The sequence below is a fragment of the Streptomyces sp. KMM 9044 genome (genome assembly GCF_024701375.2).
Classification (GTDB): Bacteria; Actinomycetota; Actinomycetes; order Streptomycetales; family Streptomycetaceae; genus Streptomyces.
Genome location: NZ_CP113910.1, coordinates 5,567,098 through 5,592,352, shown reverse-complemented (window position 1 = coordinate 5,592,352; position 25,255 = coordinate 5,567,098). Strand labels below are relative to the sequence as shown.

The window sequence follows — 25,255 nt, the reverse complement described above, 5'->3', positions numbered from 1 at the left end:
GCGGCGTCGGAGGCAGGGGGTGTCACATGATGGGGTCGGGTTCCCGGGCCAGGTCGGCCGCACCCACCAGGCCGGCCTTGTTTCCGAGCTCGGCGGCCCGGACGTCGGCGACCGGACGCCAGTTGCCGCCCACCAGCCAGCGCTTGTACGACTTGCGGATCGGGTCGAGGAGCAGTTCCCCCTCGTCGGAGAGACCGCCGCCGACGATGAAGGCGGAGGGGTCGAAGAGGGAGGCCAGGTCGGCGAGGCCGGCGCCGACCCACCGGGCAAGCTCCCGGTAGGAGTCGACGGCCACCGGGTCGCCCTGGCGGGCGGCCATGGAGACGTGCTTGCCCTCGATGCCCTCGGGGGTGCCGTCGCCGAGGGCGAGCAGCGTCTCCGCGTTCTCCGGGGTCGCGTTGGCGCGCTGGGTGGCGTACCGGACGAGGGCGCGACCGGAAGCGTACTGCTCCCAGCAGCCCTGTGAGCCGCAGCCGCACAGCAGGCCGTCCGGGACCATCCGGATGTGCCCGAACTCGGCGGCCACGCCGAAGTGGCCCCGGCGCAGCTTGTTGCCGATGATGACGCCGCCGCCGAGGCCGGTGCCGAGTGTGATGCAGATGGCGTTGCGGTGGCCCTTGCCCGCGCCGAACTTGTACTCGCCCCAGGCCGCCGCGTTCGCGTCGTTCTCCACGACGACCGGGAGACCCACGCGGGCCTCGACCTTCTCCTTCAGCGGTTCCTGGCGCCAGTCGATGTTGGGGGCGAAGTACACCGTCGAGCGCTGGCGGTTGACGTATCCGGCCGCACCGATTCCCACGCCGACGATCTCGTTCCCCGCGCGTGCTCCGTCCACCGCGGAGGCGATGGCGTCCACGATGCCGTCGGGCGTGCCCGGGGTCGGCACCTTGTGGACCGAGAGGATGTTGCCGTCCTCATCGACCACGCCGGCCGCGATCTTGGTGCCGCCGATGTCGACGCCGATGGTGAGTCCCATGAATCCCTCAGTTCCGGTCGAGCCCCGCTACCGCCCACGGTACCCGAGGCCCTGGCGCCGGCCTCCCGATATCGGGCACCCTCAGTCCAGGTCGATGCGTTCCCCGCCGGGTCCGGGCTCGTCGCCGCGGTTGTGGCGGCGGTCGCCGCCCGCGTCGCCGTCGCTGCCGCTGTCGTGCTTCCCGCTCCCGCCTTCGGCGCCCTCGGCGCCCTCGGCGCCCTCGGCGCCCTCGGCGCCGGGGGCCTCCTTGGCCTCGTCCGGGTCCCAGGGGCGGGGGTCGCGGGTGGTCCAGCGGCGTTCCTGGTCCTGGACCGCGGAGCGGTAGGCGGCGAGGAGCTCGCCGCCGGCGGCGGCGAGGTGGTCGAAGACGTCCGGGTTACGTTCGACGACCGGTTCCACGGCCGCCCTGGCCTGCTGGACCGCCTGGCGCACCGCCTGCTGCGCGGCCGGTCCGGCGACCGCGCCGAACAGTGGCGACCGGAGGCCGGTGAGCTGGTCGAACTTCTCGGCGACCATGTCGGCGAGCTTGCGCAGCTCCTCGGCGGCCGAGGCGGGAGGCGGTCCGTACCGGGCGCGGCGGCGGGCCTTCTCCGCCTCGAGGTCCTCGGCGCACGCCGTCGCCCAGGCGTCCGCGTCGACGGCCCGTGCGCCGTCGGTGGCGGCCGTGCGCGCGTCGGACGCGGAATCGCCCACGGGCGCGTCCCCGGTGTCGTCGGGCGGGGGGAGCTGTTCGCTCATGACGGACTCCTGACTACGGTCGGCCCTTCCGACGGTACCCGAACGGGCGTACCGGCTTCACGGGGTGCGCGGCCACAGGCGCGGATCCGGCCGGAACCGGATGCGCAGTTCCTCATCGCGCAGGGCCGCCCCGTCCACGGTGCAGCGGCGCAGCGCGGAGGGCAGCGGGACCGTCCGACGGAACGGTCCCGCGGTGACGGCGAGTGCGTCGCCGTGCCGGATCAGGTCCAGTTCCTCGCGCCGGGCGCCGGGCATCGGGATGTGCCAGACCAGGATGCCGTCGTCGGCGAGCCGGTCGGTGACGGGCCACCCGGCCGTGGCGGGCTCCGCCTTGACGCCGGGTGCGGCGGGCGCGCCCGGGACGGCGAGCGCGGTCAGGTCGTCCGGGCCGCGCGGGTCGCGGCCGAGGTGGGCGACGGAGTGGACGTCGTACGTCTGGCGCCACTCCTCCAGCGTCTTGCGCTGCTGGGCCACCGGGCCGGCGAGCCAGCTGTCCCCGACGCTCTCGGGCAGTACCCGGCCCGCGACCAGCACGTCGGTGCGCAGTCCGCGCAGGGCGAGGCCGAGACCCGCGATGCGTACGGCGTCGGCGCCCGCGGGGCCGGGTTCGGCGACCAGCCGTACGACGGTGTCCCGGTCGGCGAGGACGGCCTCGACGGCGGCCAGTTCGGTGTCCCACCGGGCGGCCGTGGCGTACAGCCGTTCCGTGGGCATCGGGACCCCGGCGAGGCGGCCGAGCACGGGGCGCAGGGCGCGGGCGGCCTGGCGTTCGGGCGGGAGCAGCCTGCGCATGCCTCGGCGGAGGTCCTCGGGGAGGGCGAACAGGGCGAGGGCCCGCTCGGCGGGCGGCAGGTCGACGACGAGCAGGCCGTACCCGTCCGACAGCGTGGCGTCCCGCAGGGCGCGCAGCACCGCGAGTTCCTCGGCGCCGGGCAGCGGGCCGAACTCCTCGGGGTCGAGCCGGGACGCGCCGAGCAGGTCGAGCGCCGGGGCGGCCCGGTCCTGCAGTGCGGTCAGGTCGGCGCGGAAGTCCTCCCCGGCGTCGACCCGTCGTGCGGTGAGGCCCGGGACGACCTCGGCGGGCGCGGCGGTGACGGGCGTGCCCAGCACCGTTCCCAGCGTGTCCGTCCGGTCGGTGCCGAGCAGCAGGACACGGACGCCCGCGCGGGCGGCGGCGAGCGCGGTGGCCGCCGCGACGGTGGTACGTCCGTTGCCACCAGGGCCCGTGATCAGGAGGGTACGCATGGGGATGAACGGTACCGGTGCACGCACCCGTGCCCGACCGGTGCCGTTGCCCCCGCGGCCGGTACTACGCGGCGCCCGGCTCCTCGCCGGACTCGACCCTCTTCTTCAGGCCCGCCAGGGCCCGGTCGATGATGACCTTCTCGGCCTTGCGCTTGATCATGCCGAGCATCGGGATCTTGACATCGACGGTGAGCCGGTAGGTGACCTCGGTGGTGCCCGCACCGGCCGGCTTCAGGAGGTAGGAGCCGTCCAGGGAGCGCAGCATCTGGGACTTCACCAGCGTCCAGGACACCTCGTGCTCACCGGTCCAGGTGTACCCGAGGGTCTGGTCGTCCTTGATCGCACCGGCGTCCATGACGAGGCGTACCTGCTCGGCACGGCCCCGGCCGTCGGTCGCGAGGACTTCCGCCTCCTTCACCTCGCCGGTCCAGTCCGGATAGCGGGCGAAGTCGGCGATCACCTCCATGACCTCGGCCGGTTCCGCCTCGATCGTGATGCTCGAGCTGGTGTGTTCCGCCATCGCCGTGGCTCCTCCGGATGCGGGCCGTAGTCGGATCGCCGTGCGTGGCCCACGCGCACGCCCGTGCAGCGGAAGGCTATCGCGCACCCCGCCGGGGCAGGTCACCCGACCTGGGACATCCTCACCACTCGAGCACCCAGGGCCGGCCGCGGCTCGCGAAGTGCCCCACGTTCACGCATTCGGTGGCCCCGACCCGCATGCGCCGGACCAGCGGCTGGTGCACATGCCCGAACAGCGCGTACCGGGGCCGGGTGCGGTGGATGGCGTCCAGCAGGGCGCGGCTGCCGCGCTCGAAACGGCGCGCGACGGTGTCGTACACCAGTTCCGGAACCTCCGGCGGAATGTGCGTGCACAGCACGTCGACCTCGCCGACGGCCTCGATCTTCGCCGCGTACTCCTCGTCGCCGATTTCGTACGGCGTGCGCATGGGCGTGCGCAGTCCGCCGCCGACGAAGCCGAAGACCCGACCGCCGATCTCCACCCGCTCGCCGTCGAGGACGGTGGTGCCCGGCCCGGCGTACTCCGGCCACAAGGCCGGGATGTCGACATTGCCGTACGTGGCGTACGTGGGGGTGGGGAAGGCGGCGAACATCTCGGCGTACTGCCCCCGCACCGCCTTCTGGATCGCCGCCGCACGGTCCGCGCCGATGCCCGCCCACAGCCGGGTCTGGAAGGCGCGTGCCTCCTCGAAGCGCCGCGCGGTGCGCAGTTCCACGATGCGGTCGGCGTTCTCGGTGCCGAACAGGTCGGGGAAGATGCCGCGCGAGTGGTCGGCGTAGTCCAGGAAGAGCACCAGGTCGCCCAGACAGATCAGGGCGTCGGCGCCCTCACCGGCCGTGGCCAGGTCGCGGGCGTTGCCGTGGACGTCGCTGACCACGTGAACGCGCGTACGGCGGTTTCCGGCCGGTGTGGATGCCATGGCGATCAAGCGTAGCCAGAGGGCGGCCCTTGTGAACAGTGGCGGCCGGACCTGCGCTTACTGGCTCCCTCTCAGGGGCGTGGACTACTGTGCGCGATAGCAATCAACCCGTTCACCACCTTGTGTGACGCAGCGAACATCTCGTCGGACCCCCTGTCGTTCCGGCCATACCGGCGGGTAACGTCCGGGCGGTCCAGTCGTGCTCAGGATTTCAACAGGTGATTCCCGAGCACCCGCCCAGCCTTGGACCGCACCGTCGTCGCATCGCACACCGTCGTGGCGCCGGCGCCCTAAGAGGAGCAGCAGTCTTGCGCGAGTTCAGCCTTCCGGCTTTGTACGAGGTCCCTGCGGACGGCAATCTGACCGACATAGTCCGCAGAAACGCCGCGCAGCACCCCGATGTGGCCGTCATCGCCCGCAAGGCCGGTGGCGTGTGGCAGGACGTGACGGCCACCGCCTTCCTCGCCGAGGTACGAACCGCCGCCAAGGGGCTCATCGCCTCCGGAGTCCGGCCCGGCGAGCGGGTCGCCCTGATGTCGCGCACCCGCTACGAGTGGACGCTGCTCGACTTCGCGATCTGGAGCGCCGGCGCGGTCACGGTGCCGGTGTACGAGACGAGTTCACCGGAGCAGGTGGCCTGGATCCTCGGCGACTCCGGCGCCACCGCCTGTGTGGTCGAGTCGGACTCTCACGCGGCCACGGTCGACGCGGTGCGCGACCGGCTGCCGACGCTGAAGCACGTGTGGCAGATCGACCGCGGCACGGGCGAGGGCGGCGCGGTCGAGGAACTGGGCGTCCTCGGCCGGGACGTCACCGACGAGACGGTCGAGGAACGCAGCTCCGTCGCCGGGGCCGACGACCCGGCGACCATCATCTACACCTCCGGCACCACCGGCCGCCCCAAGGGCTGTGTGCTCACCCACCGCACCTTCTTCGCCGAGTGCGGCAACGTCGTGGAACGGCTGCGTCCCCTGTTCCGGACCGGCGAGTGTTCGGTCCTGCTCTTCCTCCCGCTCGCGCACGTCTTCGGCCGGCTGGTGCAGATCGCGCCGATGATCGCGCCGATCAAGCTGGGCTGCGTCCCCGACATCAGACAGCTCACCGACGAACTGGCCGCGTTCCGGCCGACGCTGATCCTGGGCGTGCCGCGGGTCTTCGAGAAGGTCTACAACTCGGCACGCGCCAAGGCCCAGGCCGACGGCAAGGGCCAGATCTTCGACAAGGCGGCGGACACCGCGATCGCGTACAGCAAGGCGCTGGACACGCCCTCGGGGCCGTCCCTCGGCCTGAAGATCAAGTACAGGGTGTTCGACAAACTCGTGTACGGCAAGCTGCGCGCGGTGCTCGGCGGGCGCGGCGAGGCCGCCATCTCCGGCGGCGCCCCGCTGGGCGAGCGCCTCGGCCACTTCTTCCGCGGCATCGGTTTCACCGTGCTGGAGGGCTACGGGCTCACCGAGTCCTGCGCGGCCACCACGTTCAACCCCTGGGACCGTCAGAAGATCGGCACGGTCGGGCAGCCGCTGCCCGGCTCGGTGGTCCGCATCGCCGACGACGGCGAGGTGCTGCTGCACGGCGAGCACCTGTTCACGGAGTACTGGAACAACCCGGCCGCGACCGCGGAGGCGCTTGCCGACGGCTGGTTCCACACCGGTGACATCGGCACCCTCGACGAGGACGGGTACCTGCGGATCACCGGCCGCAAGAAGGAGATACTCGTCACGGCGGGCGGCAAGAACGTCGCCCCGGCGGTGATCGAGGACCGGATCCGCGCGCACGCGCTGGTCGCGGAGTGCATGGTCGTCGGCGACGGACGGCCGTTCGTGGGCGCGCTGATCACGCTCGACGACGAGTTCCTGGGGCTCTGGGCGGCGGAGCACGGGAAGCCGGAGGGGTCGACGGCGGCGTCGCTGAGCGAGGACCCCGAACTGCTGGCAGCGGTCCAGGATGCCGTCGACGACGGGAACGCGGCGGTTTCCAAGGCGGAGTCGGTGCGGAAGTTCCGGGTGCTGCCTTCCCAGTTCACGGAGGAGTCGGGGCATCTGACTCCGTCGTTGAAGCTGAAGCGGAACGTGGTGGCGAAGGACTTCGCCCATGAGGTCGAGGCGATCTACTCGAAGTAGGGATTCTTTCGCCCCCACCGCCCCTTCCCTTTCCCGACCCCGGGGGCGCTGCCCCCTGGCCCCCGCTCTTCCCCGCTCCTCCCCCTCCTCAGACGCCGGAGGGTCCGGTTCTGGACTGGAGCAGGGTCTTCAGTGTTTCCGCCAGAAGATCCCAGCGCCATCGCTCCTCGACCCAGGCCCGGCCCCGTTCACCCATGCGGCGGCGGAGTCCGGGGTCGGCGAGGAGGGCGACGATGCGGTCGGCGGACTCGGCGGGGGTGTCGCCGCGGACGACCCAGCCGGTCTCTCCGTCGAGGACCGCGTCGGGGGCGCCGCCCGAGTCGCCGGCGACGACGGGCAGGCCGGTCGCGGAGGCCTCCAAATAGACGATCCCGAGCCCTTCGACGTCCAGTCCCCCGCGCCGGGTCCTGCACGGCATCGCGAAGACGTCGCCGGCGCCGTAGTGGGCGGGCAGCTCGGACCAGGGCACGGCGCCGGTGAAGCGTACGGAGCCGGCCACCCCGGTGTCGTGCGCGAGCCGGCGCAGGTCCTTCTCGTAGGGCCCGCCGCCGACGATCAGCAGCACGGCGTCCGGCTCGGCGGCGAGGATCGCGGGCATCGCGCGGATCAGCGTGTCCTGTCCCTTGCGCGGCACCAGCCGGGAGACGCAGACGACCACCGGACGGTCCGTCAGGCCGAGCCCGGCCCGGACCTCGTCGCCGCCGGAGCCGGGGTGGAAGGTCTTCTCGTCGACCCCGGGCGGCAACTGTGCCATCCGCGCGGCAGCCTCGGGCATGAGCACGCCGGCGATCCGCGAGCGTGTGTACTCGCCGAGGTAGGTGATCGTGTCCGTGGACTCCCCGATCCGGCGCAGCAGTTGCCGGGCCGCGGGCAGCTGCGCCCAGCCCGCCTCGTGGCCGTGGGTGGTGGCCACGATCTGCTCGGCGCCCGCCCGGCGCAGCGCCGGTGCCATCAGTCCGAGCGGCGCGGCCGCCCCGAACCAGACCGAGGTGCAGCCGTGTTCGCGCAGCAGCCCGACGGCCTGCCGGGTCGCCTGCGGGGTCGGCAGCAGCATCGGAGTACGGGCGCGTACGACGGTGAAGGGCTGCTCGGCGTCGAAGACGGCCGTCGCCCGGACGCCTTCCCGGGAGCGTTTCCAGGTCGAGGCGTACACGACGAGCTGTGCGGGATCCAGCCGCAGCGCCATGTTGTGCAGGAACGCCTGGATACCGCCCGGTCTGGGCGGGAAGTCGTTGGTCACGATCAACGTCTTGTGCATTGAGGCAGACCCTACCGAACCGGTGCCTCCGGTCCGCGGGCGCGGCAGCCCGCTGTGGCACTCTCACAGGGGCGCGGGACATCATGGCCCCTCAGGACCTCACACGGACACACAGGGACGGGCAGGGATCACGTGGACACGGCAGGCTGGCGCGGGTCCCCGGCCCGGCCGCCGGTGCGCCGGCAGGCTCTCTTCCGGCCTCTGCTGGTGTGGGGCGTGACGAGAGCGCTGCTGCTGTTGTTCGTCCTGAAGGTGGTCGTCTTCCCCGGCCCTGACGTCACCAGTGACGTGTCCGTGATCTACCAGGAGTGGTACGACGTCCTGCGCACCGGAACGTTCCCGCTGGACGACGTCACCTGGCAGTACCCGCCCGCGGCGGCCCTGGCGGTCCTCTCTCCCGGTCTGCTGCCGTTCCTGGAGTACGCGACCGCGTTCTTCGTCCTGGTGTTCCTCGCCGACCTGGCCACCCTGGCCCTGCTGCTGTACGCGGGCGGACGGCCGGACCGGACCCGGCTCGGTGCCTGGGTGTGGGTGGCGGGTGTACCGCTGCTCGGGCCGACGGTTTACGCCCGCTACGACGTGATGGTGACCGCGGTGGCGGTGGCCGCGCTGCTGGCCGGGACCCGGCGTCCCCGGCTGCTGGGGGCGCTGGCGACGTTCGGTGCGCTGCTGAAGGTGTGGCCTGCGATGCTGCTGCTCGGTGTCCGCCGGCGTTCCGCGTGGGTTTCGGCCGTGGTGACCGGGACCGGTGTGGCGGCCGTGTTCGCGGCGCTGATGCCGGGCGCGTTCGCGTTCCTGGGGTCCCAGCGCGACCGGGGCACAGAGGTGGAGTCGCTGGGCGCGCTGGTCTTCCACGTCGCCCGGCACTACGGCTGGGACGGTGAGGTGCTGCTGAACTACGGCTCGGTGGAGTTCCTCGGCCCGTACGTGGAGTGGGTCAGCGCGGGCGCGATGTTCCTGAGCGGGGCGGCGCTGGCCTGGCTGCTGCTGTGGCGGCTGACGGCCCGCCGTTTCGAGGCGCACACCTTCGTCGACGCCGCGTTCGTGGCAGTGCTGATGTTCACCACCACCAGCCGGGTGATCAGCCCGCAGTACATGGTGTGGCTGGTCGGGCTCGCCGCGGTCTGTCTGTGCCGTCGCGAGAGCCGGATGCGGCTGCCGGTGGCCCTGGTGCTGGTCGCGTCGTTCGTGACGGTGCTCGAGTTCCCGTTGTGGTTCGCGCACGTCGTGGCCAGTGACGCGCTCGGCGTCACCCTGCTGTTCGTGCGCAACGGCCTGCTGGTGGCGGCCACGTTCCTCGCCGCCCGCACACTGTGGCGCTCGACGGTCGCCCCCGGCCTCCCGGCCGCCCCGGCCCCCGCTCCGGCTGCGGAGGCCCACGCCGCGAAGGCCCCTTGAACCCGGACTCCCCCCGATCCCGCCCCCGGGCCTGTTCCCGTTCCTCAGTCGAACTGCTCGCGCAGATAGGCCTGCCATTCCATGGTGAACTCCTCCGGGGTGGTACCGAGGACCCGTTGCATCGCGTCCTGAACCGCGCCGTCCCGCTGCCCGTGCGCGCCCACCGTCCGGTAGAACGCGCCGAGGCGTTCCTCGCCCCAGCGCTCGGCGATGAGGCGGCAGGCCATCCAGCCGCTCTCGTAGGCGCGGGCGAGGCCGTCGGCGTCGCCCGTGAAGCCGAAGTCCTCGTCGGCCGGCAGCCCGGCGGGCACCTCGCCGTGGCTCACCGCGCGGGCGAGTTCCGGCGCCGCCTCGGCCGGAAGGCGGTCGCCGCCCCGGTAGCCGACCCAGTCGGCGAAACCCTCCGACAGCCACAGCGGGGTCGCGGCGGTGGTGTGCGCGCGGGTGGCGACATGGGTGGTCTCGTGGGTGACGACGACCTGCCGGCCCGGGTCGCCGAGCATCCCGAAGGCGTCCGGGTTGACGATGACGCGGTCCGCGGGCGCCTGCGCGCCGGCGCCGGTCTCGCCGGTGGTGACGGCAGCGATCCCCCGGTAGGAGGAGGCGGGCGAGCCCAGCAGTCCCGCCATGTCCTCCAGGGACCCCGGAACCAGGACGACGACGCGCCGTGCCCAGCCGGGCCCCCACGCGTCCGACACGGCGGGCACCGCGTGGTCGGCCAGTGCGGCGTAGTCGCGCAGCTTCACGTCGGGCTGGCCGACGCCGAGCACCAGGCTCCGTTCACCGTGCACGGCACGCACCGTGCCCTGGTCCCACAGCTGGCGGCCGGACGTCCCGGCGGGCCGGTCGGAGTCGACGGACCACCGGCCGGCCTCGTCCCGGCTCAGACGCAGGGTGCGGGCGGTGGTGACGGGGGCCCGGTCGTAGCCTTCGACGCGGTATCCGAGGTCGACGTCGGCGGTGGCGGTGTCACCGGTGCGGTGCACGTCGGTGACCCGGTAGCTCCAGTCGGCCAGGGGTACCTCACTCAGGCTGTCGTACCCGGCCCGGGTGCCGGTGCGGGAGTAGGCCGCGGCGTCATGACCGAGCACGGCGTCGGCCCGCTGGTCGAGCAGCGCCTGCACCTCGGCGCGGACGCTGTCGACGGCCGGCCCCTGGCCGCACGCGACCAGGGCGACGAGCAGGGAGACGAGCAGCAAACATCGCGCCGCCACCGGCACCCCGGGCACCCGCCTTCGACCAGCCACCCTTGTGAGGGTACGGCCGCCGGACCGCTCAGGTCAGCCCGCCCGGCCCCTGCCCGCCCCGCTTCAGACCCTCGTGACCGACGAGACGGGCATCATGCCCACCGGGTCGTAGCGCACGGGGGCGCCGGGGTAGGGGGCGTGGATCACTTGGCCGTTGCCCATGTACATGCCCACGTGGCTGCCGTCGGGGCGGTAGACGACCAGGTCGCCGGGCCGGGCCTGGGCGAGCGGGACCTGTGTGCCCGCGTGGCGCTGGGCCTGCGAGGTGCGCGGGAGGGCGATCCCCGCCTGCGCGTACGACCACTGCATCAGGCCGGAGCAGTCGAAGCCGGAGGGCCCGTTGGCACCCCAGACGTAGGGCTTGCCGAGGGCGGAGCGGGCGGCGGCGACGGCGGCTGCCGCCCGGCCGGAGACGGCGGCGGCGCCGTCCGGCACGGGCGGACCGCCTCGGCCGGAACGGGCGCTCCGCTCGTGCGCGGCGCGCTCGTCGTCGGGGAGGGTGTTGAGCAGCCGCCGGGCCTGGGCGAGTTTGCGCTCGACGGTCTTCTTGTGGGCGGCGACCGCCTTGCGGCTGCGGTCCAGCTCGCCCAGCTTGCGGGAGGCCTCCGCGCGGTCCTGGTCCAGGGAGCGTGCCGCCTCCTGGAGTTCCCTCAGCTCACCGTCCTGGCGGGCGGTGAGTCGGTCGAGCACCGAGGCCCGCTCGAGGTAGTCCCCGGGGTCGTCGGAGAACAGCAGCGCGAGGGACGGGTCGAGCCCGCCGGAGCGGTACTGGGCGCCGGCCAGCGAGCCCAGCGACTCCCGCACGGTGTTGACACGCTCCTGCTGCCGGGCGATCTCGTCCTGGGCCGTGTTGACCTGACCCCGCAGGGTGTCCGCGCGCTCGTCGGCCTTGTTGTACGCCTCGGTCGCCCGCTCGGCCTCCTCGTAGAGGCGGTCCACCGTGGCCCTGAGATCCTCGTGCGGGGTGGCCGTGGCCGGTACGGCTCCGAGGGCGGCTGCCGCCGCGGACAGGAGGCCGACGGTGACGGTGGTGCCCCGGCCGGGGCCGGGGGACGGTTCAAGGCGGCGATGGGACCCCACGGGGAACCGCGCTCCTTCCGCTGGCGGACAAGAAACGCGGGAGACAGTAGCCGTAGGACGGGCGGGCGACCAACGGCCGCGGCGGCCACGCACGGTGACGCCCCGCCCCTGACGCAGGTCACAGGCGGGGCGTGGGGTCGGCCGGCGGTGCCACGATTCCCCCGAACGGGGGCACGCGGCACAGCGTCAGACGCGGACGCCGAACATGAACGGGCCGCCGATGGTGTTCATCGACTCGTAACGGACGACGGTGCCGCTGCGCGGAGCGTGGATGATCTGGCCGTTGCCCGCATAGAGCCCCACATGGTGCAGGTCGTTGAAGAAGAAGACCAGGTCGCCGACCTGGAGCTGGCTCGCCGAGTAGATCTTGGTGCCCGCGCCGGTCTGCGCCTCGGAGGTACGCGGGATGGCGACGCCGGCCTGGGCGTAGGCCCAGGAGGTGAGGCCCGAGCAGTCATAGGAGGACGGGCCGGTGGCGCCGTAGACGTAGGGGGAGCCGAGCTTGCTCTGTGCGGCGGCGAAGGCGGCGCCGGCACGGCCGGAGCCGCTGCCGACCGGAGTGGAGCTGCCGGTGTCGGTGCTGGTGGCCTTGAGGACCTCCCGCTCGCTGGCGCGGGTGGCGCGCTCCTCCTCCTCGGCGAGCTGCGCCTTCTCCTCGGTGGTGAGGGTGTTGAGCAGCTTCTGCGCGGCGCCGAGCTTGCCCTGGACTTCCGTCTTCTTCTTGCCCAGTTCGGTGCGGGTGGAGGCGAGGTCCTCGAGCTTTCCGGAGGCCTCGGAGCGCTGCTGGGCGAGCTCGCGCTGCTTGTCCTGGATCTCCTTCAGCGCGTCGACCTGCTGGGTGCTCAACTGGTCGAGGGCGGACGCCTTGTCGAGGTAGTCGTCCGGGTCGGCGGAGAGGAAGAGCTGGATCGAGGGGTCCATGCCGCCGCTGCGGTACTGGGCGCTGGCCATCGAACCGAGGCCGTCACGCAGCTCGTTGAGCTCCTGCTGGCCCTTGGCGACGTTGTCCTGGATCGTGGAGATCTCCTTCTGGAGCTTCTCCTGCTTCTCCTTGGCCCCGTTGTACTTCTCGGTGGCCTGCTCCGCCTGCTCGTAGAGTTTGTCGACCTTGGCCTTCACCTCGTCCTTGCTCGGCTTCTCGCCGGGGGCCGCGTTGGCGGCCTGCGAGCTCAGGACTACGGCAGCTGCGGCAGCGGTGGTGAGCACAGTGACACGTGCCCGGTTCGGCTGCTTGGGACGACGGTGGGACGCCACGGGGGCGAGCTCCTTCTTCCTCCAGCCGCCTACCGACACGCCGGTGGGCGGGGCCTCCGCCGTCGCCACCCCATGTGAACGATCACCCGAGCGGAGGTTCGAGGCCTGACCCTAGTGATTCCCTTGTGATCAGTTCAAATCCCCGGACGTGAATTCTCGGCCACATCGGGTTTCTTTGCCATCAACTCACCTGCAGTGACGTCGCGCTGACACTACGCCGCGTCACTATCACGCCAATTCGGGCAATCGACAGGTACGTTGCGGTTGGGGTATACGTTTCCGATGGGGCGTACCGCGCTTTGTGCCCTACGCCCGGGAGAAGCGCCTCAGCAGGACCGCGGACGCGACCGGGCGGGCGCCCGCGCGGGCGACTCCGTCGGCGACCTCACGGTCGGTGGAGACGACGATGACGGGCCGTCCCGGCGGCTCGGCGCGGGCCAGCCGGCGGATCAGCTCGTCGGCGGTGACACCCGGCTTGGAGAACAGCACGCGCACCCCGCGCGGCGGTGCGAGCAGGACGGGGGCGGCCAGCTCGGCCCCGTCGAAGACGCAGGTGACCTCGGCGCCGGTCTGCGCGGCGAGCTGGGCGAGCTGGCCCAGGAGCCGCAGGCGCTGCTTCTCCAGGGGCATCTGGGGATAGCCGGTCTTGGTGACGTTGTAGCCGTCGACGACGAGATGCGCCTGCGGCAGCGCCAGCAGCTGGTCGAGAATGGCCGGGTCGTCCTCGGACAGCGCTCGGGCGGCGATGTCCTTGGGAGTCATGCTGCCGGGCTCGACGGCGTCCACGGTCTCGGCGGGCCGGACGGACACGGGAGGCAGTGCGAGCTCGCGACGGAGCCCCTGGGCTGCGTCCAGCACGGTGTCCAGGAGCAGGCGCACCCGCATGTCCTCGACGCTGCGGCCCTCACGGGCGGCCCGGCGGGCGGCCTCGAGGGCGGCCTCGGACTCGCCGAGGCGTGCCCTGAGCCGCCGGGACTCGCTCTCGGCGGCGGACACCTGGACCTGCCCGTCGGCACGGACGGCGTCCATCTCGCCCTGCAGTTTGCGCAGCGCCGCCGCACCGCGCTTGACGTCGCTGAGCGCGGACCGCAGCTTGCGGTGCAGGGAGTCCGCTTCCCTCCTGGCCGCTTCCAGGTCGGCGCGCAGCCGCTCGGTCTCGGCCTTGGTCTGCTCGCGGGCGCGGGCGAGTTCGCCGCGCAGCCGCTCCAGCTCGGCCCGGGTCTCGGCGTCGGCGCGCTCGGCGTCGGCCCGCTGGGCCTCCTCGCCGGCGGCGGTCACCAGTTTCACCCAGCCGGGCGGCCGCATGACGTAGGCCACGGCCGCCACATCCAGCGGGTCCGCGGCCGGGGGCGGGGAGCCTGATGCGAGGACGCCGGCCAGTTCCGGCTGGGCCTCTCTCAGCCGCTCCGCGATGCGCTGGCGGAACAGCGGATCGGTCTCCAGGGCGGCGGCCATCGCGTTGCCCGCGAACTTGGCGCGGCGGCTCGGGGTGAACCGGGCGTACTGCCTGAGCTGGGCGGGCAGCTCGGAGACGGTCAGCCCGCCGAAGCCGTCGGAGACGATCTGGACGACCCGGCGGCGCACACCGTCGGGCAGCGGACGGTCGAACATCTCGACGGTGCCGTCCTTCGGCCCCCCGCCCGCGGTCTCCACCATCCGTCACACCCCCATGCCTGTGTCCGACCCCGTGTACGGGGTCCGCTGGGCGGGGCCCGCTCCACTCAGGAGCCGGCGCCCGGCCTGTCGACGAGTTCCACCTGGTCCACGGCGTTGCACCAGCGGCAGCGCACCGACTCGATCGTCTCACCGAGGACCTCGCGCTCCTCGACCTCCGGCTCCCCGGCCAGGTCGAGGTGGACGTACTCCACGACCTTGGACGAGCGGGTCACGTCGAAACGGGTGAGGTTGCCGCAGAGGGTGCAGCGCCACCGCGTCGAGGCAGTCGGCAGGGGAACCGTCATCGTGGCTGTTCGCCTTCCTTCCAGTGTCCGTGACGCGCCGGGCACCCGGCGCGTGTGGCACGTAACCCTACGGCCTGGCAGGTCTTCGCCGCCTGCCCGTCCACGGCGGCGAGGCGGTCTGTGCGCTTGCGTCCGGTTACGTCATGCTCTGTGTTCATGATCCGCAACTGGGGCGTGACGGCCGCCGGGGCGCTGAAACGCCCGTCGGCGCCGGTGACCCACACCCTCATCGCCGCATGCTGCCTGGTCTTCCTCACCGGGCCGGCCTCGGGACTCGATCCGGGATACGGGAACGGGGACGAGCTGTTCGCCGCACAACGCAGCTATTTCCGCCACTGGGGTGTGATCCCCGCAGACGTGTTCGAAGGATCTCTCTGGAGCGTCCTCACCCCCGCCACGGCCCTGTTCGTCCACGGCAGCTGGGTGCATCTGCTCGGCAACATGCTCTTCCTCCATGTCTTCGGGACGATGACCGAGGCACGGGTGGGCCGTCTGCGGTTCTTCCTGTTCTACGTCGGCTGCGGCTACCTCGCCCTGCTCGGGTACGCCGCCGCCAACGCGGACGCGACGCAGTCCCTGGTCGGTGCCTCGGGGGCGATCTCGGGGGTCCTCGGCGCGTTCCTCTTCCTGTTCCCCCGGGCGCGGGTGACCAGTCTGCTGCCGTTCCTGTTCTTCCTGCCGGTGCGCTTCCCGGCCTGGGTGGTGCTGCCGTTCTGGGCGGCACTGCAGTGGCTGGCGGCAGGACGGGCCTCCGAGGGGCCGGGGGTGGCGTACCTGGCCCACCTGGTGGGTTTCGTGCTGGGCTTCTGCTGGGCGTGGGTGCGGTTCACAGCGAGGACTACAGTGAGAACAGCCCCAGCTCCGGCCCCCGAGGGAGAGAACCAGCAGTGATCACCGCGATCGTCCTCATCAAGACCAGCGTGGACCGGATCCCCGAGATCGCGGAACGGATCGCCGCGCTGGACAGCGTCAGCGAGGTCTTCTCCGTCACCGGCACCTACGACCTGATCGCCATGGTCCGGGTCAGGGAGCACGAGGACCTGGCGGAGGTCATCCCGGGCCGGATCAACAAGATCCCGGGCGTGGAGGGCACGGACACGCACGTGGCGTTCCGTACGTACTCGCAGCACGACCTGGAGGCCGCGTTCGCGATCGGCCTGGACAGCTGAGCGGGCCGGCCCGAGACGCCCGGGTGCCCGGTACAGCGGAGGGGGCCGGGGACGCGCGTACCGGGGCGGGTGACCGGGCTCAGGCGGAGGTGTCCGGCACGCAGCGGCCGTCGACCGTGCGGTAGCTCCGGCGGGCGCCGTCGCGCACGAGCTCGCGGGCGGCGCGGACGAAGCGCTGCACGTGTTCGTCCGGTGTGCCCGCGCCGAAGCTGACGCGGATCGCGTCGAGGGACGTCTCCCCGGGCGCCGTCCCGGGGGCGCCGCACTCGCCCCGGTCCTGTGGCCCGCCGCCGCGCAGGGCGCGCAGCAGCGGGTGGGCGCAGAAGAGTCCGTCCCGTACGCCGATGCCGTACTCGGCGGAGAGGGCCGCGGCGAGGTGGGAGCTGTTCCAGCCGTCGACGACGAAGGAGAGCACGCCGACGCGCGGCGCGCCGTCCCCGAACAGGGACAGGAACCGCACCTCGGGCACGTCCGCGAGCCCGTCCCGTACGGTGCGGATCAGCCGCTCCTCGTGGGCGGCCAGCGCGCCGAACCCGGCCGCGCCGAGCGCCTTGCAGGCCGAGGCGACGGCGTGGGCGCCGATGACGTTGGGCGAGCCGGCCTCGTGGCGGGCGGCGCCCTCGTGCCACTGGACGTCCACTCCCCCGTCCGCGCGCCGGGCGACCCTGCGGCTGGCGCCGCCGCCCGCGAGGTAGGGCTCGGCCCGGCGCAGCCAGTCGACGCGGCCGGCCAGGACGCCGGTGCCGAACGGGGCGTACAGCTTGTGCCCGGAGAAGGCGACCCAGTCGACGTCCAGCTCGCGCAGGCTCACCGCGCGGTGCGGGGCGAGCTGGGCGGCGTCCAGGACGATCCGGGCGCCGTGCGCGTGGGCGGCGGCGGCCAGCTCCCGTACGGGCCACAGCTCGCCGGTGACATTGGAGGCGCCGGTGACGCAGACCAGGGCGGGGCCGTGGGGGTCACGGGCGGCGAGGGCCTGCTCCAGGGCCCGCACGGCCTGCTCCGGGCTGCCCGGGGCGTCGAGGAAGGTGACGCGGGCGCCGCGCCAGGGCAGCAGGGCGGCGTGGTGCTCGGTCTCGAAGACGAAGACCTGGCAGTCGTCCGGGAGCGCGGCGGCGAGCAGGTTGAGCGAGTCGGTGGTGGACCGGGTGAAGACCACCTGGTCCCGCTCGCGGCAGTCGAGGAACCCGGCGACGGTCCTGCGGGCGTTCTCGAACAACTCGGTGGAGAGCTGGGAGAGGTAACCGGCGCCGCGGTGGACGCTGCCGTAGTACGGCACGTACGCGGCCACGTCGTCCCACACCCGCTGGAGCGCCGGGGCGCTGGCGGCGTAGTCGAGCGCGGCGTAGGTGACCTCCCCGCCGGTGACGAGCGGAACGGTGACGTCCCGGCCGAGCACGGGCAGCGGGGCACAGCCGGACGGGGCGACGGCATCGGCGGCGGGAACCGCGGGAACCGCGGGAACCGCGGGAACCACGGGAACCGCGGGAACCACGGGAACCACGGGAACCGCGGGAACCACGGGAACCGCGGGAACCACGGAAAGGGCGGAAAGGGTGGAAAGAGACATGGCCGGACTCCCGTGACAGCAGGCGGAATCACCACGCGAGCGCACACGGCTCGAGCGTGGGAGATGGGGGAGAGGAATCTGCGGAGGCGGGGCTCTGTGGCCTGGAAAGGCCCGTCAGAAGCGCCCTAACGCATTCGCTTGCTCAACGGAAGGCTCCCTCGAACGACCAGGACCCCTGGTGTCTCACTCGATCGAGTGCGAGGGGTCCGCGCTTGCCGCGAGCCCTGCTGCTCACGGCCTGGTCCTCACCCGGGGCACCCCGCCACGGACGGAGGGTTGCCGGACAGCCGGCCGGGGCCTGATGGCTGTCGCTCATGACCTGGTCCCGCATCCTGCCACACGGGCCCGCACCACGCGCAAGGCGCGGTCCGGATCCTGGACGGACCGGACCGCGCCCTCACACCTGCCGTACCGCTCGTACGCGGCTCACGCGTTGCTGACCAGCACCCAGCGCTCCAGAACCCTCCGGGCGGTGCCCGAGTCGATCGACTCGGCGGCCCTGGCCATCCCGGCCCGGATCTGCTCCGCCAGCGTCCCCGTGCCCGGCTCGAGCGCCACCAGCGCCGCCGCCGAGTTCAGCAGCACCGCGTCCCGCACCGGGCCGCGCTCGCCGTCCAGCACCCGCCGGGCGACCTCCGCGTTGTACGAGGCGTCGGCGCCGCGCAGGGCCTCCAGCGGCACGGGCTCGATGCCGGCGTCGCGCGGGTCGAAGCGCTCCTCGGTCACCTTGCCGTCCCGGACCACCCACACGGTCGAGGGGCCGGTGGTGGTCAGCTCGTCGAGACCGTCGTCGCCGCGGAACACCAGCGAGGAGTGGCCGCGTCCGGCGAACACGCCGGCCATGATCGGAGCCATCCTCGGGTCGGCGACCCCGACGGCCTGGGCCCGGACCCGGGCCGGGTTGGCCAGCGGGCCGAGGAAGTTGAACACCGTCCGAATGCCCAGCTGCCCTCGCGCGGCCGCCGCGTGGCGCAGCGCCGGGTGGAACTTCACCGCGAAGCAGAAGGTGATCCCGGCCTCCTCGGCGACCTCGGCGACCCGCTGCGGGGTCAGTTCCAGGTTGACGCCGAGCTTCTCGAGGACGTCGGAGGCGCCGGACGAGGAGGAGGCGGCCCGGTTGCCGTGCTTGACGACCTTCGCCCCGGTGCCGGCGATGACGATGGAGGACATCGTGGAGATGTTCACCGTCTTGGCGCCGTCACCGCCGGTGCCGACGATGTCGACGGTCTCGCCGGGCACCTCGATGCCGATGGCGTGGTCGTACATCGCCCGGACGCAGCCGGTGATCTCCTCGACGGTCTCGCCCTTGGCCCGCAGGGACACGGCGAACCCGGCGATCTGCGCGTCGGTGGCCTCACCCCGCATGATCAGGTCCATCGCCCAGGCGGTGTCGTCGGCGGACAGGTCTCGGCCGTCGAGCAGGCCGTTCAGCAGGGCGGGCCAGGAGCGGCCCGCCGCGGTGTTGCCTCCTGCGGGGGTCACAGCGCTCATCGGCCGCTCCTGGGTCCTCGACGTCTTCGACAGACAGATGGGTCTTCGACAGACGGATGGCTGGGGGTTTCGTCACCACCCTATCGACCCCGGGGCACGGCGAAGGGCCCCCGTCCGGTCCTCGGACGGGGGCCCTTCGCCGTCGTGTGGCGACTTGGCTGCCTGGGAAGGCGGTTGAGGCGGTGCGGCGGTCAGTGGTGGCCGTGGCCGCTCGTGATCTCCTTGTACTCCTCGACGGTCGGCTTCGGAATCTGGGACTCCTCGCCGTAGTAGCCCTTGTTGAGCTTGGCGCGCAGCTTCTCCAGCGGCTTCACCTTGCGCTCGACGCCGTTTTCGTCGACGAGCGGGCCGATCTCGGACGGCCTGTACTGCTCGTGCGCCGTGAGGGTGTGCAGTTGCTCCTGGCTGAGCGGCTCGTGGACCTCGATGAACTCACCGTGCGGCAGGCGCTTGATGATGCCCGACTCGCGACCGTGCAGCACCTTGTCCCGGTCTCGGCGCTGGAGACCGAGACAGATCCGTTTGGTGACGATGAACGCGACGACCGGCCCGACGAAGAAGGCGACGCGCACGAACCAGGTGATCGCGTTGATCGACAGGTTGAAGTGCGTGGCCCACAGGTCGTTGCCACCACCGACGAGGAGCACGAAGTACCAGGTGATCCACGCGACGCCGAAGGCGGTGCGCGTCGGGGCGTTGCGCGGGCGGTCCAGGATGTGGTGCTCGCGCTGGTCGCCGGTGACCCAGGACTCGATGAACGGGTAGACCGCGATGGCCACCAGGACCAGCGGGAAGATCATCAGCGGGACGAACACACCCAGGACGAGCGTGTGACCCCAGAAGTTGATCTCCCAGCCCGGCATCACCCGGATCAGCCCCTCGGAGAAGCCCATGTACCAGTCGGGCTGGGCCCCGGTGGAGACCATGTCCGGCCGGTAGGGGCCGATGTTCCAGATCGGGTTGATCGTCGCGATCGCCGAGACGACGGCCAGCACGCCGAAGACCAGGAAGAAGAAGCCTCCGGCCTTCGCCGTGTACACCGGCAGCAGCGGCATGCCCACGACGTTCTTGTTGGTCTTGCCGGGGCCCGCGAACTGCGTGTGCTTGTGGTAGAAGACCAGGATCAGGTGCGCCACCACGAGGCCGAGCATGATGCCCGGCAACAGCAGGATGTGGACCGAGTAGAACCGGGCGATGAAGTCGTCCCCCGGGAACTCCCCGCCGAACAGGAAGAACGCGAGGTACGTGCCGACGATCGGCACGGACAGGATCGCGCCCTCCATGAAGCGGATACCGGTGCCGGAGAGCAGGTCGTCCGGGAGCGAGTAGCCGGTGAAACCGGTGAACATGCCGAGGACGAAGAGCAGGAAGCCGAACAGCCAGTTGACCTCACGCGGCTTGCGGAACGCGCCGGTGAAGAACACGCGCATCATGTGCACGAACATGCCGGCCAGGAACACCAGCGCGGCCCAGTGGTGGAGCTGGCGGATCAGCAGACCACCGCGGACGTCGAAGCTGATGTCCAGCGTCGACTTGTACGCCTCGCTCATCAGCTGGCCCTGCATCGGGATGTAGCTGCCGTGGTACTCCACCTCGTTCATCGACGGGTGGAAGAACAGCGTCAGGTACACACCCGTGAGGATGATGATGAGGAAGCTGTAGAGGCAGATCTCCCCCAGCATGAACGACCAGTGGTCGGGGAAGATTTTGCGCATGTTGGCCTTGGCAAGGGAGTAGATCCCCAGCCGGCCGTCGGCCCAGTCGGCGACCCGTTCGCCGGCCGGGGCCTTACCGCGGGAGCGGCCCGGCCCGTCGGCGCCGGACGGATTCGTGGTGCTGGTCGTAGTACTCATCCGCGCTCCCAGAATGCAGGACCGACGGGCTCCTCGAAGTCGCCGAGCGCCTCGAGATAGCCCTCGTCGTTCACACCGATGCGCAGCTGCGGCAGGGCGTGACCGGCGGGACCGAAGATGACCCGGGCCCCGTCGGAGAGGTCGAAGGTGGACTGGTGACAGGGGCACAGCGCGTGGTGCGTCTGCTGCTCGTACAGGGAGATCGGGCAGCCGACGTGGGTGCAGATCTTCGAGTACGCGACGATGCCCTCGTGCGACCACTCGAGCTCGCGCTTGTCCTTGATGTCCTCCGGCTGGATACGGACGATCATCAGGGCGGCCTTGGCGATCTCGTTCAGGTACCCGTGCTCGTGCGGGTCCAGGCCCTCGGGCTGGGCGAAGGTCAGCGAGCCCACGATGATGTCGGACGGCCGCATGGGCTCGTTCGTGTTCATGTTGATGAGCAGCTTGCCCTTGGCCCACAGGGTGTGGCGGAGCGAGGTGCCGGGCAGCGGTCCGAGGTCGCGCAGCAGGACCACCCCGGAGAGCGGGACCAGGGCCAGAGCGCCGAACATCGTGTTGCGGATCAGCTTGCGCCGTCCGAGCGCGGACTCCTTCGCGCCCTGGCGGAAGTCGTCCATGACCTGCTCGCGGAGCTCCGGCGGCGCGGAGATCGGGTGCCGCTCGTCGGTGAGCTCGTGGTCCGACATCAGCGTGCGGGCCCAGTGGACCGCGCCGGCACCGATGGCGAACAGGGCGACGCCGAGGGTCATGCCGAGCGCGAAGTTCAGCGCGCTGATGTGACCGAGCGGGAAGATGTAGACGGACTCGTCGACCGGGATCGTCACGAACGAGACGATGAAGCCGACGGTGGCCAGCATCGACAGCGTGAACAGGAGGGCGACCGTACGCTCGGACCGCTTGGCTGCCCGATCGTCGATGTCCTGGACGCGCGGCTCGTGGGGCGGCAGCCCCGGGTCGGCGAACGGGTTCTTCTCGTCCGCGACGCGCACCGTGCCGTGCACGGTGTCCTGCCCTGCGGGCAGCTGCTTCTCTTCGGGAGTCTCTTGGCTACTCATGACTTCCTGGCCTTTGCGGTCCGAGCTGCGACCCAGACGGCGACCGCGATCAGCGCGCCGAGGCCGAAGACCCACGCGAACAGACCCTCGGAGACGGGACCGAGCCCGCCCAGCGACAGACCGCCGGGGCTCACGCTGTCATCGCTGTTGACCGTCTCGAGGTAGGCGATGATGTCCTTCTTGTTCTGCTCCGACAGCGAACCGTCGGGGAAGGAAGGCATGTTCTGCGGGCCGGTCAGCATCGCCTGGTAGATGTGCTTGGGGTCCACGTCCTCGAGGTTCGGGGCGTACTTTCCGTGCGTGAGCGCACCGCCCTTGCCTGTGAAGTTGTGGCACTGCGCGCAGTTGTTGCGGAACAGTTCACCGCCCTTGGCGATGTCGGCGCCCTCGGGGCCGTACTGTTCCTCGGTGGGGACGGCCGGGCCGGCGCCCAGGGAGGCGATGTACGCCGCCAGCTGGTCGATCTCGGCCTGGGTGTAGACGACCTTCTTCTGCGGAAGCTGCGCGGCCTGCGAGGTGGCGGCCGGCATACGGCCGGTGCCCACCTGGAAGTCGACGGCCGCCGCGCCCACGCCCACCAGGCTGGGACCGTCGCTGGTGCCCTGCCCACCGGTGCCGTGGCAGCTGGCACAGCCGACCGCGTAGAGCTTCTTGCCCTCCTCGATGGTGAGGGATTGGGCGGTTTCGTCGGCCTGCGCCTTGCTCGCGGGCGCGAACACGGTGTACAACCCCCCGGTGCATGCCAGCGCGAGGAGCAGGACGACGAGCGCAGCCAACGGGTGGCGTCGTCGTGCGGAGAGCTTTTTCACGGATTACCCCGGTGTCAGGATCTTCTGCGTCGATGCTTCTGGTGGGTGCGCTTCTTCGAGCGCGCGGATTCGGGTCCGCCTACTTGATCATGTAGATCGTGGCGAAGAGACCGATCCAGACGACATCGACGAAATGCCAGTAGTAGGACACGACGATGGCCGCCGTCGCCTGGTCATGGGTGAACCTCCGAGCCGCGTAGGTCCGGCCCAGGACGAGCAGGAAGGCGAAGAGACCGCCCAGCACGTGCAGGCCGTGGAAGCCGGTGGTCAGGTAGAAGACCGAGCCGTAGGGGTCGGAGGAGAGGGACAGGCCCTCGTGCTTGACCAGCTCGGTGTACTCGATGACCTGACCGCCGATGAAGACCGCGCCCATGATGAACGTGACGATGAACCACGTCCGGAGCTTCTTCACGTCACCGCGCTCGGCGGCGAAGACGCCGAGCTGGCAGGTGAGGGAGGAGAGCACCAGGATCGTGGTGTTCGTCAACGCGAACGGGAAGTTCAGCGTGTCGGCCTTCTCCGACCAGAAGTCGGGGCCGGTCACCGATCGCAGGGTGAAGTACATCGCGAAGAGGGCCGCGAAGAACATCAGCTCGGAACTCAGCCAGATGATGGTTCCGACGCTGGTGAGGTTCGGTCGATTGACCGACGGGTGCGCGTGCCCGGTGTCTACTGTCGTTGCTGTCGCCACGCCGACATTATGTCGGTCGCTTATCCCGCCCTCACCCCGGGGGGTGCTGTTCGGAGTGTCCGCCCCTCCTGTACTGCCCGGATGGCCCATCGAAGCGGGGTGCGAACCAGTGTTGACGAGCTGCCGGAAGGGGTAGCATCCGCGCCATCGGCACCACTGGTGCCCGACGATGCCGTGCCCCCTCACAAGCGTGGAGGAACAATGCAGGCGACCGCCACGGTGCTGGTCTACAGTGACAATTCCGGCACCCGGGAGCAGGTGCGGCTCGCCACCGGCCGACGGCCGGCCCCGGACGTGCCCGTCGTGGAGTTCCTGGAGTGCGCGACCCTCCCCGCCGTCCTCACGGAACTGGAACGGGGTGGTATCGACGTCTGTGTCCTGGACGGTGAGGCGACTCCCGTGGGCGGCATGGGCGTGTGCCGGCAGATCAAGGACGAGATCTTCCAGTGCCCGCCGGTGCTGCTGCTCATCGGCCGGCCCCAGGACGCCTGGCTGGCCACCTGGAGCCGCGCGGAGGCCGCTGTGACGCTACCGGTGGAGCCGGTGGAGTTCGCCTCGGCCCTCGCCTCCCTGCTGCGCGAGAAGCACGCCCTGAACGCTTAGGTCCTGTTCTGGAGCCCGTCGGCCGGCGCTCACGCCGGCTGGGGGCGCAGGCGTGCCTTCTTCTCGGCGGTGGGACCGGCCTCGGTGCCGCCCGTCAGGGCGCTGCCCGCGCGCCACTGGTCCCAGCTGAGGTTCCAGTCGCCGAAGCCGTTGCCGAACGGCTCCATGGTGTCGCCGCCCGAGTTGACGACCTCGACGAGGTCGCCCTGGCCGAACATGCCGAAGAACCACTCGGCGTCACCGGTGCTCATGCCGACGCAGCCGTGGCTGACGTTGGCGTAACCCTGGGAGCCGACGGACCAGGGGGCGGCGTGCACGTACTCGCCGCTCCAGGTCACCCTGGTGGCGAAGTGGACCGGCATGTCGTACGACTCGGAGGAGCCCTCGGCGATGCCGATGCTGGTGCTGCGCATGCGTACGAGGCGCTCCTTGGCGAGGACGACCTTGACGCCGTTGCGGGTCTCGAAGCCGGGCTTGCCGGCGGTGACGGGTATCGTCCTGATCTCCTCGCCGCTCTTGTAGACCTTCAGCCGGTGTGCGGCGGCGTCGGCGACGGCTATGAGCCGGTCGCCGGTGCTGAGGGTCAGTGACGCGGCCTTGGTGCCCCTCAGCCGGTCGCCGATCCGGATGCCCTCCAGGTTGCTGCGCATCCTGACGGTGGCGTTCTCGGGCCAGTAGTCCTTCGGCCGGAAGTGGAGCAGCTTGTCGTCCACCCAGTGCCAGGCGCCGTCCGCCGCGGGCGTGGAGGACACCTTCAGGCCGCGTTCCACGACGGCGCGCTGGACGGGGTCCCGGACCGGCGCGGTCAGTTCGGCGGTGAGCGGCTGGCCGACGCCGTAGGTGCCCGTCCCGGGGCCGAAGGTGACACCGAGGCTCTTGGCGGCGGTGGGCTTGCCGGTGGTGAAGGTGAGGGCCTTGCGGCCCCGCGCCCCGTCCTTGTCCTCGGTGCTGACCCGGACCGTGTAGTCGGCGTCGGCGGCGAGCGGGGAGGTGCTGTGCCAGCGGCTGCCGTCGGCGGCGAGTTCGCCTGCCACGTGGCGGCCGGCGTCGTCCACGGCCGTGACGTCGGTGATGCGCCCGCCGGCGTCCTCGGCGACGATCTCCAAGGGCTTGTCGGGGTCTGCCTTCTTCCCCTCGGAGAGGCCTCTGAAGCTGATCCGGTCCGCCGCGTCGTAGGGCTCGGCGGACAGCGGGTCGCCGCCGGAGGAACAGCCGGTGACGCCCGCGCCGAGGGCGGTCACCAGCAGCGCGCAGCCGACGGCAGTGCGGTTTCGCGGATCACGTCTCATGACCTCACG

23 protein-coding genes and 1 riboswitch are annotated in these 25,255 nt (G+C 71.5%); of the genes, 5 read left to right on the top strand and 18 right to left on the bottom strand.

What is annotated here, in order from left to right; genetic code table 11:
* Positions 1-22 precede the first annotated feature (22 nt).
* From HUV60_RS25205 to HUV60_RS25185, 5 genes are all read right to left on the bottom strand, one after another.
* Positions 23-976, bottom strand: coding sequence for an ROK family glucokinase (locus HUV60_RS25205; RefSeq protein WP_257849485.1), 954 nt, complete (start codon positions 974-976; stop codon positions 23-25).
* Between the two features lie 81 nt (positions 977-1,057).
* A complete protein-coding gene (locus HUV60_RS25200) occupies positions 1,058-1,714 on the bottom strand; it encodes a DUF5304 domain-containing protein (RefSeq protein WP_257849484.1) in 657 nt (218 codons plus the stop codon).
* Positions 1,715-1,771: 57 nt separating this feature from the next.
* Positions 1,772-2,959 carry an ArsA family ATPase gene (locus tag HUV60_RS25195; protein ID WP_257849483.1) on the bottom strand — a complete coding sequence of 396 codons (1,188 nt, stop codon included), beginning with the start codon at positions 2,957-2,959 and terminating at the stop codon, positions 1,772-1,774.
* Positions 2,960-3,023: 64 nt separating this feature from the next.
* On the bottom strand, positions 3,024-3,479 hold the full coding sequence (locus tag HUV60_RS25190; RefSeq protein WP_257849482.1) for an SRPBCC family protein: 456 nt from the start codon (positions 3,477-3,479) through the stop codon (positions 3,024-3,026).
* Positions 3,480-3,600: 121 nt separating this feature from the next.
* Positions 3,601-4,398 carry a metallophosphoesterase family protein gene (locus HUV60_RS25185; protein WP_257849481.1) on the bottom strand — a complete coding sequence of 266 codons (798 nt, stop codon included), beginning with the start codon at positions 4,396-4,398 and terminating at the stop codon, positions 3,601-3,603.
* 308 nt (positions 4,399-4,706) lie between these two features.
* Between HUV60_RS25185 and HUV60_RS25180 the strand changes: the two genes are divergently transcribed.
* Positions 4,707-6,518: an AMP-dependent synthetase/ligase gene (locus HUV60_RS25180; RefSeq protein ID WP_257849479.1), complete on the top strand. Its 1,812-nt coding sequence runs from the start codon at positions 4,707-4,709 to the stop codon at positions 6,516-6,518.
* A gap of 88 nt (positions 6,519-6,606) precedes the next feature.
* Here HUV60_RS25180 and HUV60_RS25175 read toward each other — a convergent pair whose 3' ends face one another.
* Positions 6,607-7,776 (bottom strand): glycosyltransferase family 4 protein, encoded by a 1,170-nt coding sequence (locus HUV60_RS25175; protein ID WP_257849478.1) that lies wholly within the window; start codon positions 7,774-7,776, stop codon positions 6,607-6,609.
* A gap of 216 nt (positions 7,777-7,992) precedes the next feature.
* On the opposite strand from HUV60_RS25175, the gene HUV60_RS25170 reads away from it, so the two are divergent.
* Entirely contained in the window at positions 7,993-9,174 is a 1,182-nt protein-coding gene (locus HUV60_RS25170) for a glycosyltransferase family 87 protein (RefSeq protein ID WP_331462021.1), read from the top strand.
* A gap of 44 nt (positions 9,175-9,218) precedes the next feature.
* Here HUV60_RS25170 and HUV60_RS25165 read toward each other — a convergent pair whose 3' ends face one another.
* From HUV60_RS25165 to HUV60_RS25145, 5 genes are all read right to left on the bottom strand, one after another.
* On the bottom strand, positions 9,219-10,421 hold the full coding sequence (locus HUV60_RS25165) for a hypothetical protein (protein ID WP_257849477.1): 1,203 nt from the start codon (positions 10,419-10,421) through the stop codon (positions 9,219-9,221).
* A gap of 63 nt (positions 10,422-10,484) precedes the next feature.
* Positions 10,485-11,501 (bottom strand): C40 family peptidase, encoded by a 1,017-nt coding sequence (locus HUV60_RS25160; protein ID WP_257849476.1) that lies wholly within the window; start codon positions 11,499-11,501, stop codon positions 10,485-10,487.
* Between the two features lie 186 nt (positions 11,502-11,687).
* Positions 11,688-12,755, bottom strand: a complete 1,068-nt coding sequence (locus HUV60_RS25155; RefSeq protein ID WP_257849475.1) for a C40 family peptidase — start codon at positions 12,753-12,755, stop codon at positions 11,688-11,690.
* 306 nt (positions 12,756-13,061) lie between these two features.
* On the bottom strand, positions 13,062-14,411 hold the full coding sequence (locus HUV60_RS25150) for an NYN domain-containing protein (protein WP_257849474.1): 1,350 nt from the start codon (positions 14,409-14,411) through the stop codon (positions 13,062-13,064).
* A 65-nt stretch (positions 14,412-14,476) separates the two neighbouring features.
* A complete protein-coding gene (locus HUV60_RS25145; protein WP_257849473.1) occupies positions 14,477-14,716 on the bottom strand; it encodes a hypothetical protein in 240 nt (79 codons plus the stop codon).
* A gap of 156 nt (positions 14,717-14,872) precedes the next feature.
* Between HUV60_RS25145 and HUV60_RS25140 the strand changes: the two genes are divergently transcribed.
* Complete coding sequence (locus tag HUV60_RS25140; protein WP_257849472.1) at positions 14,873-15,607, top strand: rhomboid family intramembrane serine protease; 735 nt, start codon at positions 14,873-14,875, stop codon at positions 15,605-15,607.
* Complete coding sequence (locus HUV60_RS25135) at positions 15,604-15,885, top strand: Lrp/AsnC family transcriptional regulator (RefSeq protein WP_257849471.1); 282 nt, start codon at positions 15,604-15,606, stop codon at positions 15,883-15,885. Before HUV60_RS25140 ends, HUV60_RS25135 begins: the two co-directional genes overlap by 4 nt.
* Before the next feature lie 79 nt (positions 15,886-15,964).
* Here the strand turns inward: HUV60_RS25135 and HUV60_RS25130 are convergent, their stop codons facing one another.
* The 6 genes from HUV60_RS25130 to ctaE form a co-directional block, all read right to left on the bottom strand.
* A complete protein-coding gene (locus HUV60_RS25130) occupies positions 15,965-17,377 on the bottom strand; it encodes an aminotransferase class V-fold PLP-dependent enzyme (RefSeq protein WP_443047411.1) in 1,413 nt (470 codons plus the stop codon).
* 278 nt (positions 17,378-17,655) lie between these two features.
* Positions 17,656-17,772: riboswitch (SAM riboswitch) on the bottom strand.
* A gap of 106 nt (positions 17,773-17,878) precedes the next feature.
* Positions 17,879-18,943 carry an anthranilate phosphoribosyltransferase gene (trpD, locus tag HUV60_RS25125; protein ID WP_257849470.1) on the bottom strand — a complete coding sequence of 355 codons (1,065 nt, stop codon included), beginning with the start codon at positions 18,941-18,943 and terminating at the stop codon, positions 17,879-17,881.
* Positions 18,944-19,134: 191 nt separating this feature from the next.
* Positions 19,135-20,796, bottom strand: a complete 1,662-nt coding sequence (qcrB, locus tag HUV60_RS25120; RefSeq protein ID WP_257849468.1) for a cytochrome bc1 complex cytochrome b subunit — start codon at positions 20,794-20,796, stop codon at positions 19,135-19,137.
* The gene (gene qcrA / locus HUV60_RS25115) at positions 20,793-21,854 is read right to left on the bottom strand and encodes a cytochrome bc1 complex Rieske iron-sulfur subunit (RefSeq protein ID WP_257849467.1); all 1,062 of its coding nucleotides are present in this window, start codon (positions 21,852-21,854) and stop codon (positions 20,793-20,795) included. The genes qcrB and qcrA overlap by 4 nt, the downstream gene beginning before the upstream one ends.
* On the bottom strand, positions 21,851-22,663 hold the full coding sequence (gene qcrC, locus HUV60_RS25110) for a cytochrome bc1 complex diheme cytochrome c subunit (RefSeq protein ID WP_257849466.1): 813 nt from the start codon (positions 22,661-22,663) through the stop codon (positions 21,851-21,853). The genes qcrA and qcrC overlap by 4 nt, the downstream gene beginning before the upstream one ends.
* 79 nt (positions 22,664-22,742) lie before the next feature.
* Positions 22,743-23,354 (bottom strand): aa3-type cytochrome oxidase subunit III, encoded by a 612-nt coding sequence (gene ctaE / locus HUV60_RS25105; protein WP_257849465.1) that lies wholly within the window; start codon positions 23,352-23,354, stop codon positions 22,743-22,745.
* 201 nt (positions 23,355-23,555) lie between these two features.
* On the opposite strand from ctaE, the gene HUV60_RS25100 reads away from it, so the two are divergent.
* Positions 23,556-23,957 carry a hypothetical protein gene (locus HUV60_RS25100; protein WP_257849464.1) on the top strand — a complete coding sequence of 134 codons (402 nt, stop codon included), beginning with the start codon at positions 23,556-23,558 and terminating at the stop codon, positions 23,955-23,957.
* A 29-nt stretch (positions 23,958-23,986) separates the two neighbouring features.
* Here the strand turns inward: HUV60_RS25100 and HUV60_RS25095 are convergent, their stop codons facing one another.
* Positions 23,987-25,246: a L,D-transpeptidase gene (locus HUV60_RS25095; protein ID WP_257849463.1), complete on the bottom strand. Its 1,260-nt coding sequence runs from the start codon at positions 25,244-25,246 to the stop codon at positions 23,987-23,989.
* Positions 25,247-25,255: the final 9 nt, after the last annotated feature.

Coding starts and splice junctions, on each gene's coding strand:
- HUV60_RS25205 (WP_257849485.1), bottom strand. CDS start 976: ATGGGACTCACCATCGGCGTCGACATCGGCGGCACCAAGATCGCGGCC.
- HUV60_RS25200 (WP_257849484.1), bottom strand. CDS start 1,714: ATGAGCGAACAGCTCCCCCCGCCCGACGACACCGGGGACGCGCCCGTG.
- HUV60_RS25195 (WP_257849483.1), bottom strand. CDS start 2,959: ATGCGTACCCTCCTGATCACGGGCCCTGGTGGCAACGGACGTACCACC.
- HUV60_RS25190 (WP_257849482.1), bottom strand. CDS start 3,479: ATGGCGGAACACACCAGCTCGAGCATCACGATCGAGGCGGAACCGGCC.
- HUV60_RS25185 (WP_257849481.1), bottom strand. CDS start 4,398: ATGGCATCCACACCGGCCGGAAACCGCCGTACGCGCGTTCACGTGGTC.
- HUV60_RS25175 (WP_257849478.1), bottom strand. CDS start 7,776: ATGCACAAGACGTTGATCGTGACCAACGACTTCCCGCCCAGACCGGGC.
- HUV60_RS25150 (WP_257849474.1), bottom strand. CDS start 14,411: ATGGTGGAGACCGCGGGCGGGGGGCCGAAGGACGGCACCGTCGAGATG.
- HUV60_RS25145 (WP_257849473.1), bottom strand. CDS start 14,716: ATGACGGTTCCCCTGCCGACTGCCTCGACGCGGTGGCGCTGCACCCTC.
- HUV60_RS25140 (WP_257849472.1), top strand. CDS start 14,873: ATGATCCGCAACTGGGGCGTGACGGCCGCCGGGGCGCTGAAACGCCCG.
- trpD (WP_257849470.1), bottom strand. CDS start 18,943: ATGAGCGCTGTGACCCCCGCAGGAGGCAACACCGCGGCGGGCCGCTCC.
- qcrB (WP_257849468.1), bottom strand. CDS start 20,796: ATGAGTACTACGACCAGCACCACGAATCCGTCCGGCGCCGACGGGCCG.
- qcrA (WP_257849467.1), bottom strand. CDS start 21,854: ATGAGTAGCCAAGAGACTCCCGAAGAGAAGCAGCTGCCCGCAGGGCAG.
- HUV60_RS25100 (WP_257849464.1), top strand. CDS start 23,556: ATGCAGGCGACCGCCACGGTGCTGGTCTACAGTGACAATTCCGGCACC.
- HUV60_RS25095 (WP_257849463.1), bottom strand. CDS start 25,246: ATGAGACGTGATCCGCGAAACCGCACTGCCGTCGGCTGCGCGCTGCTG.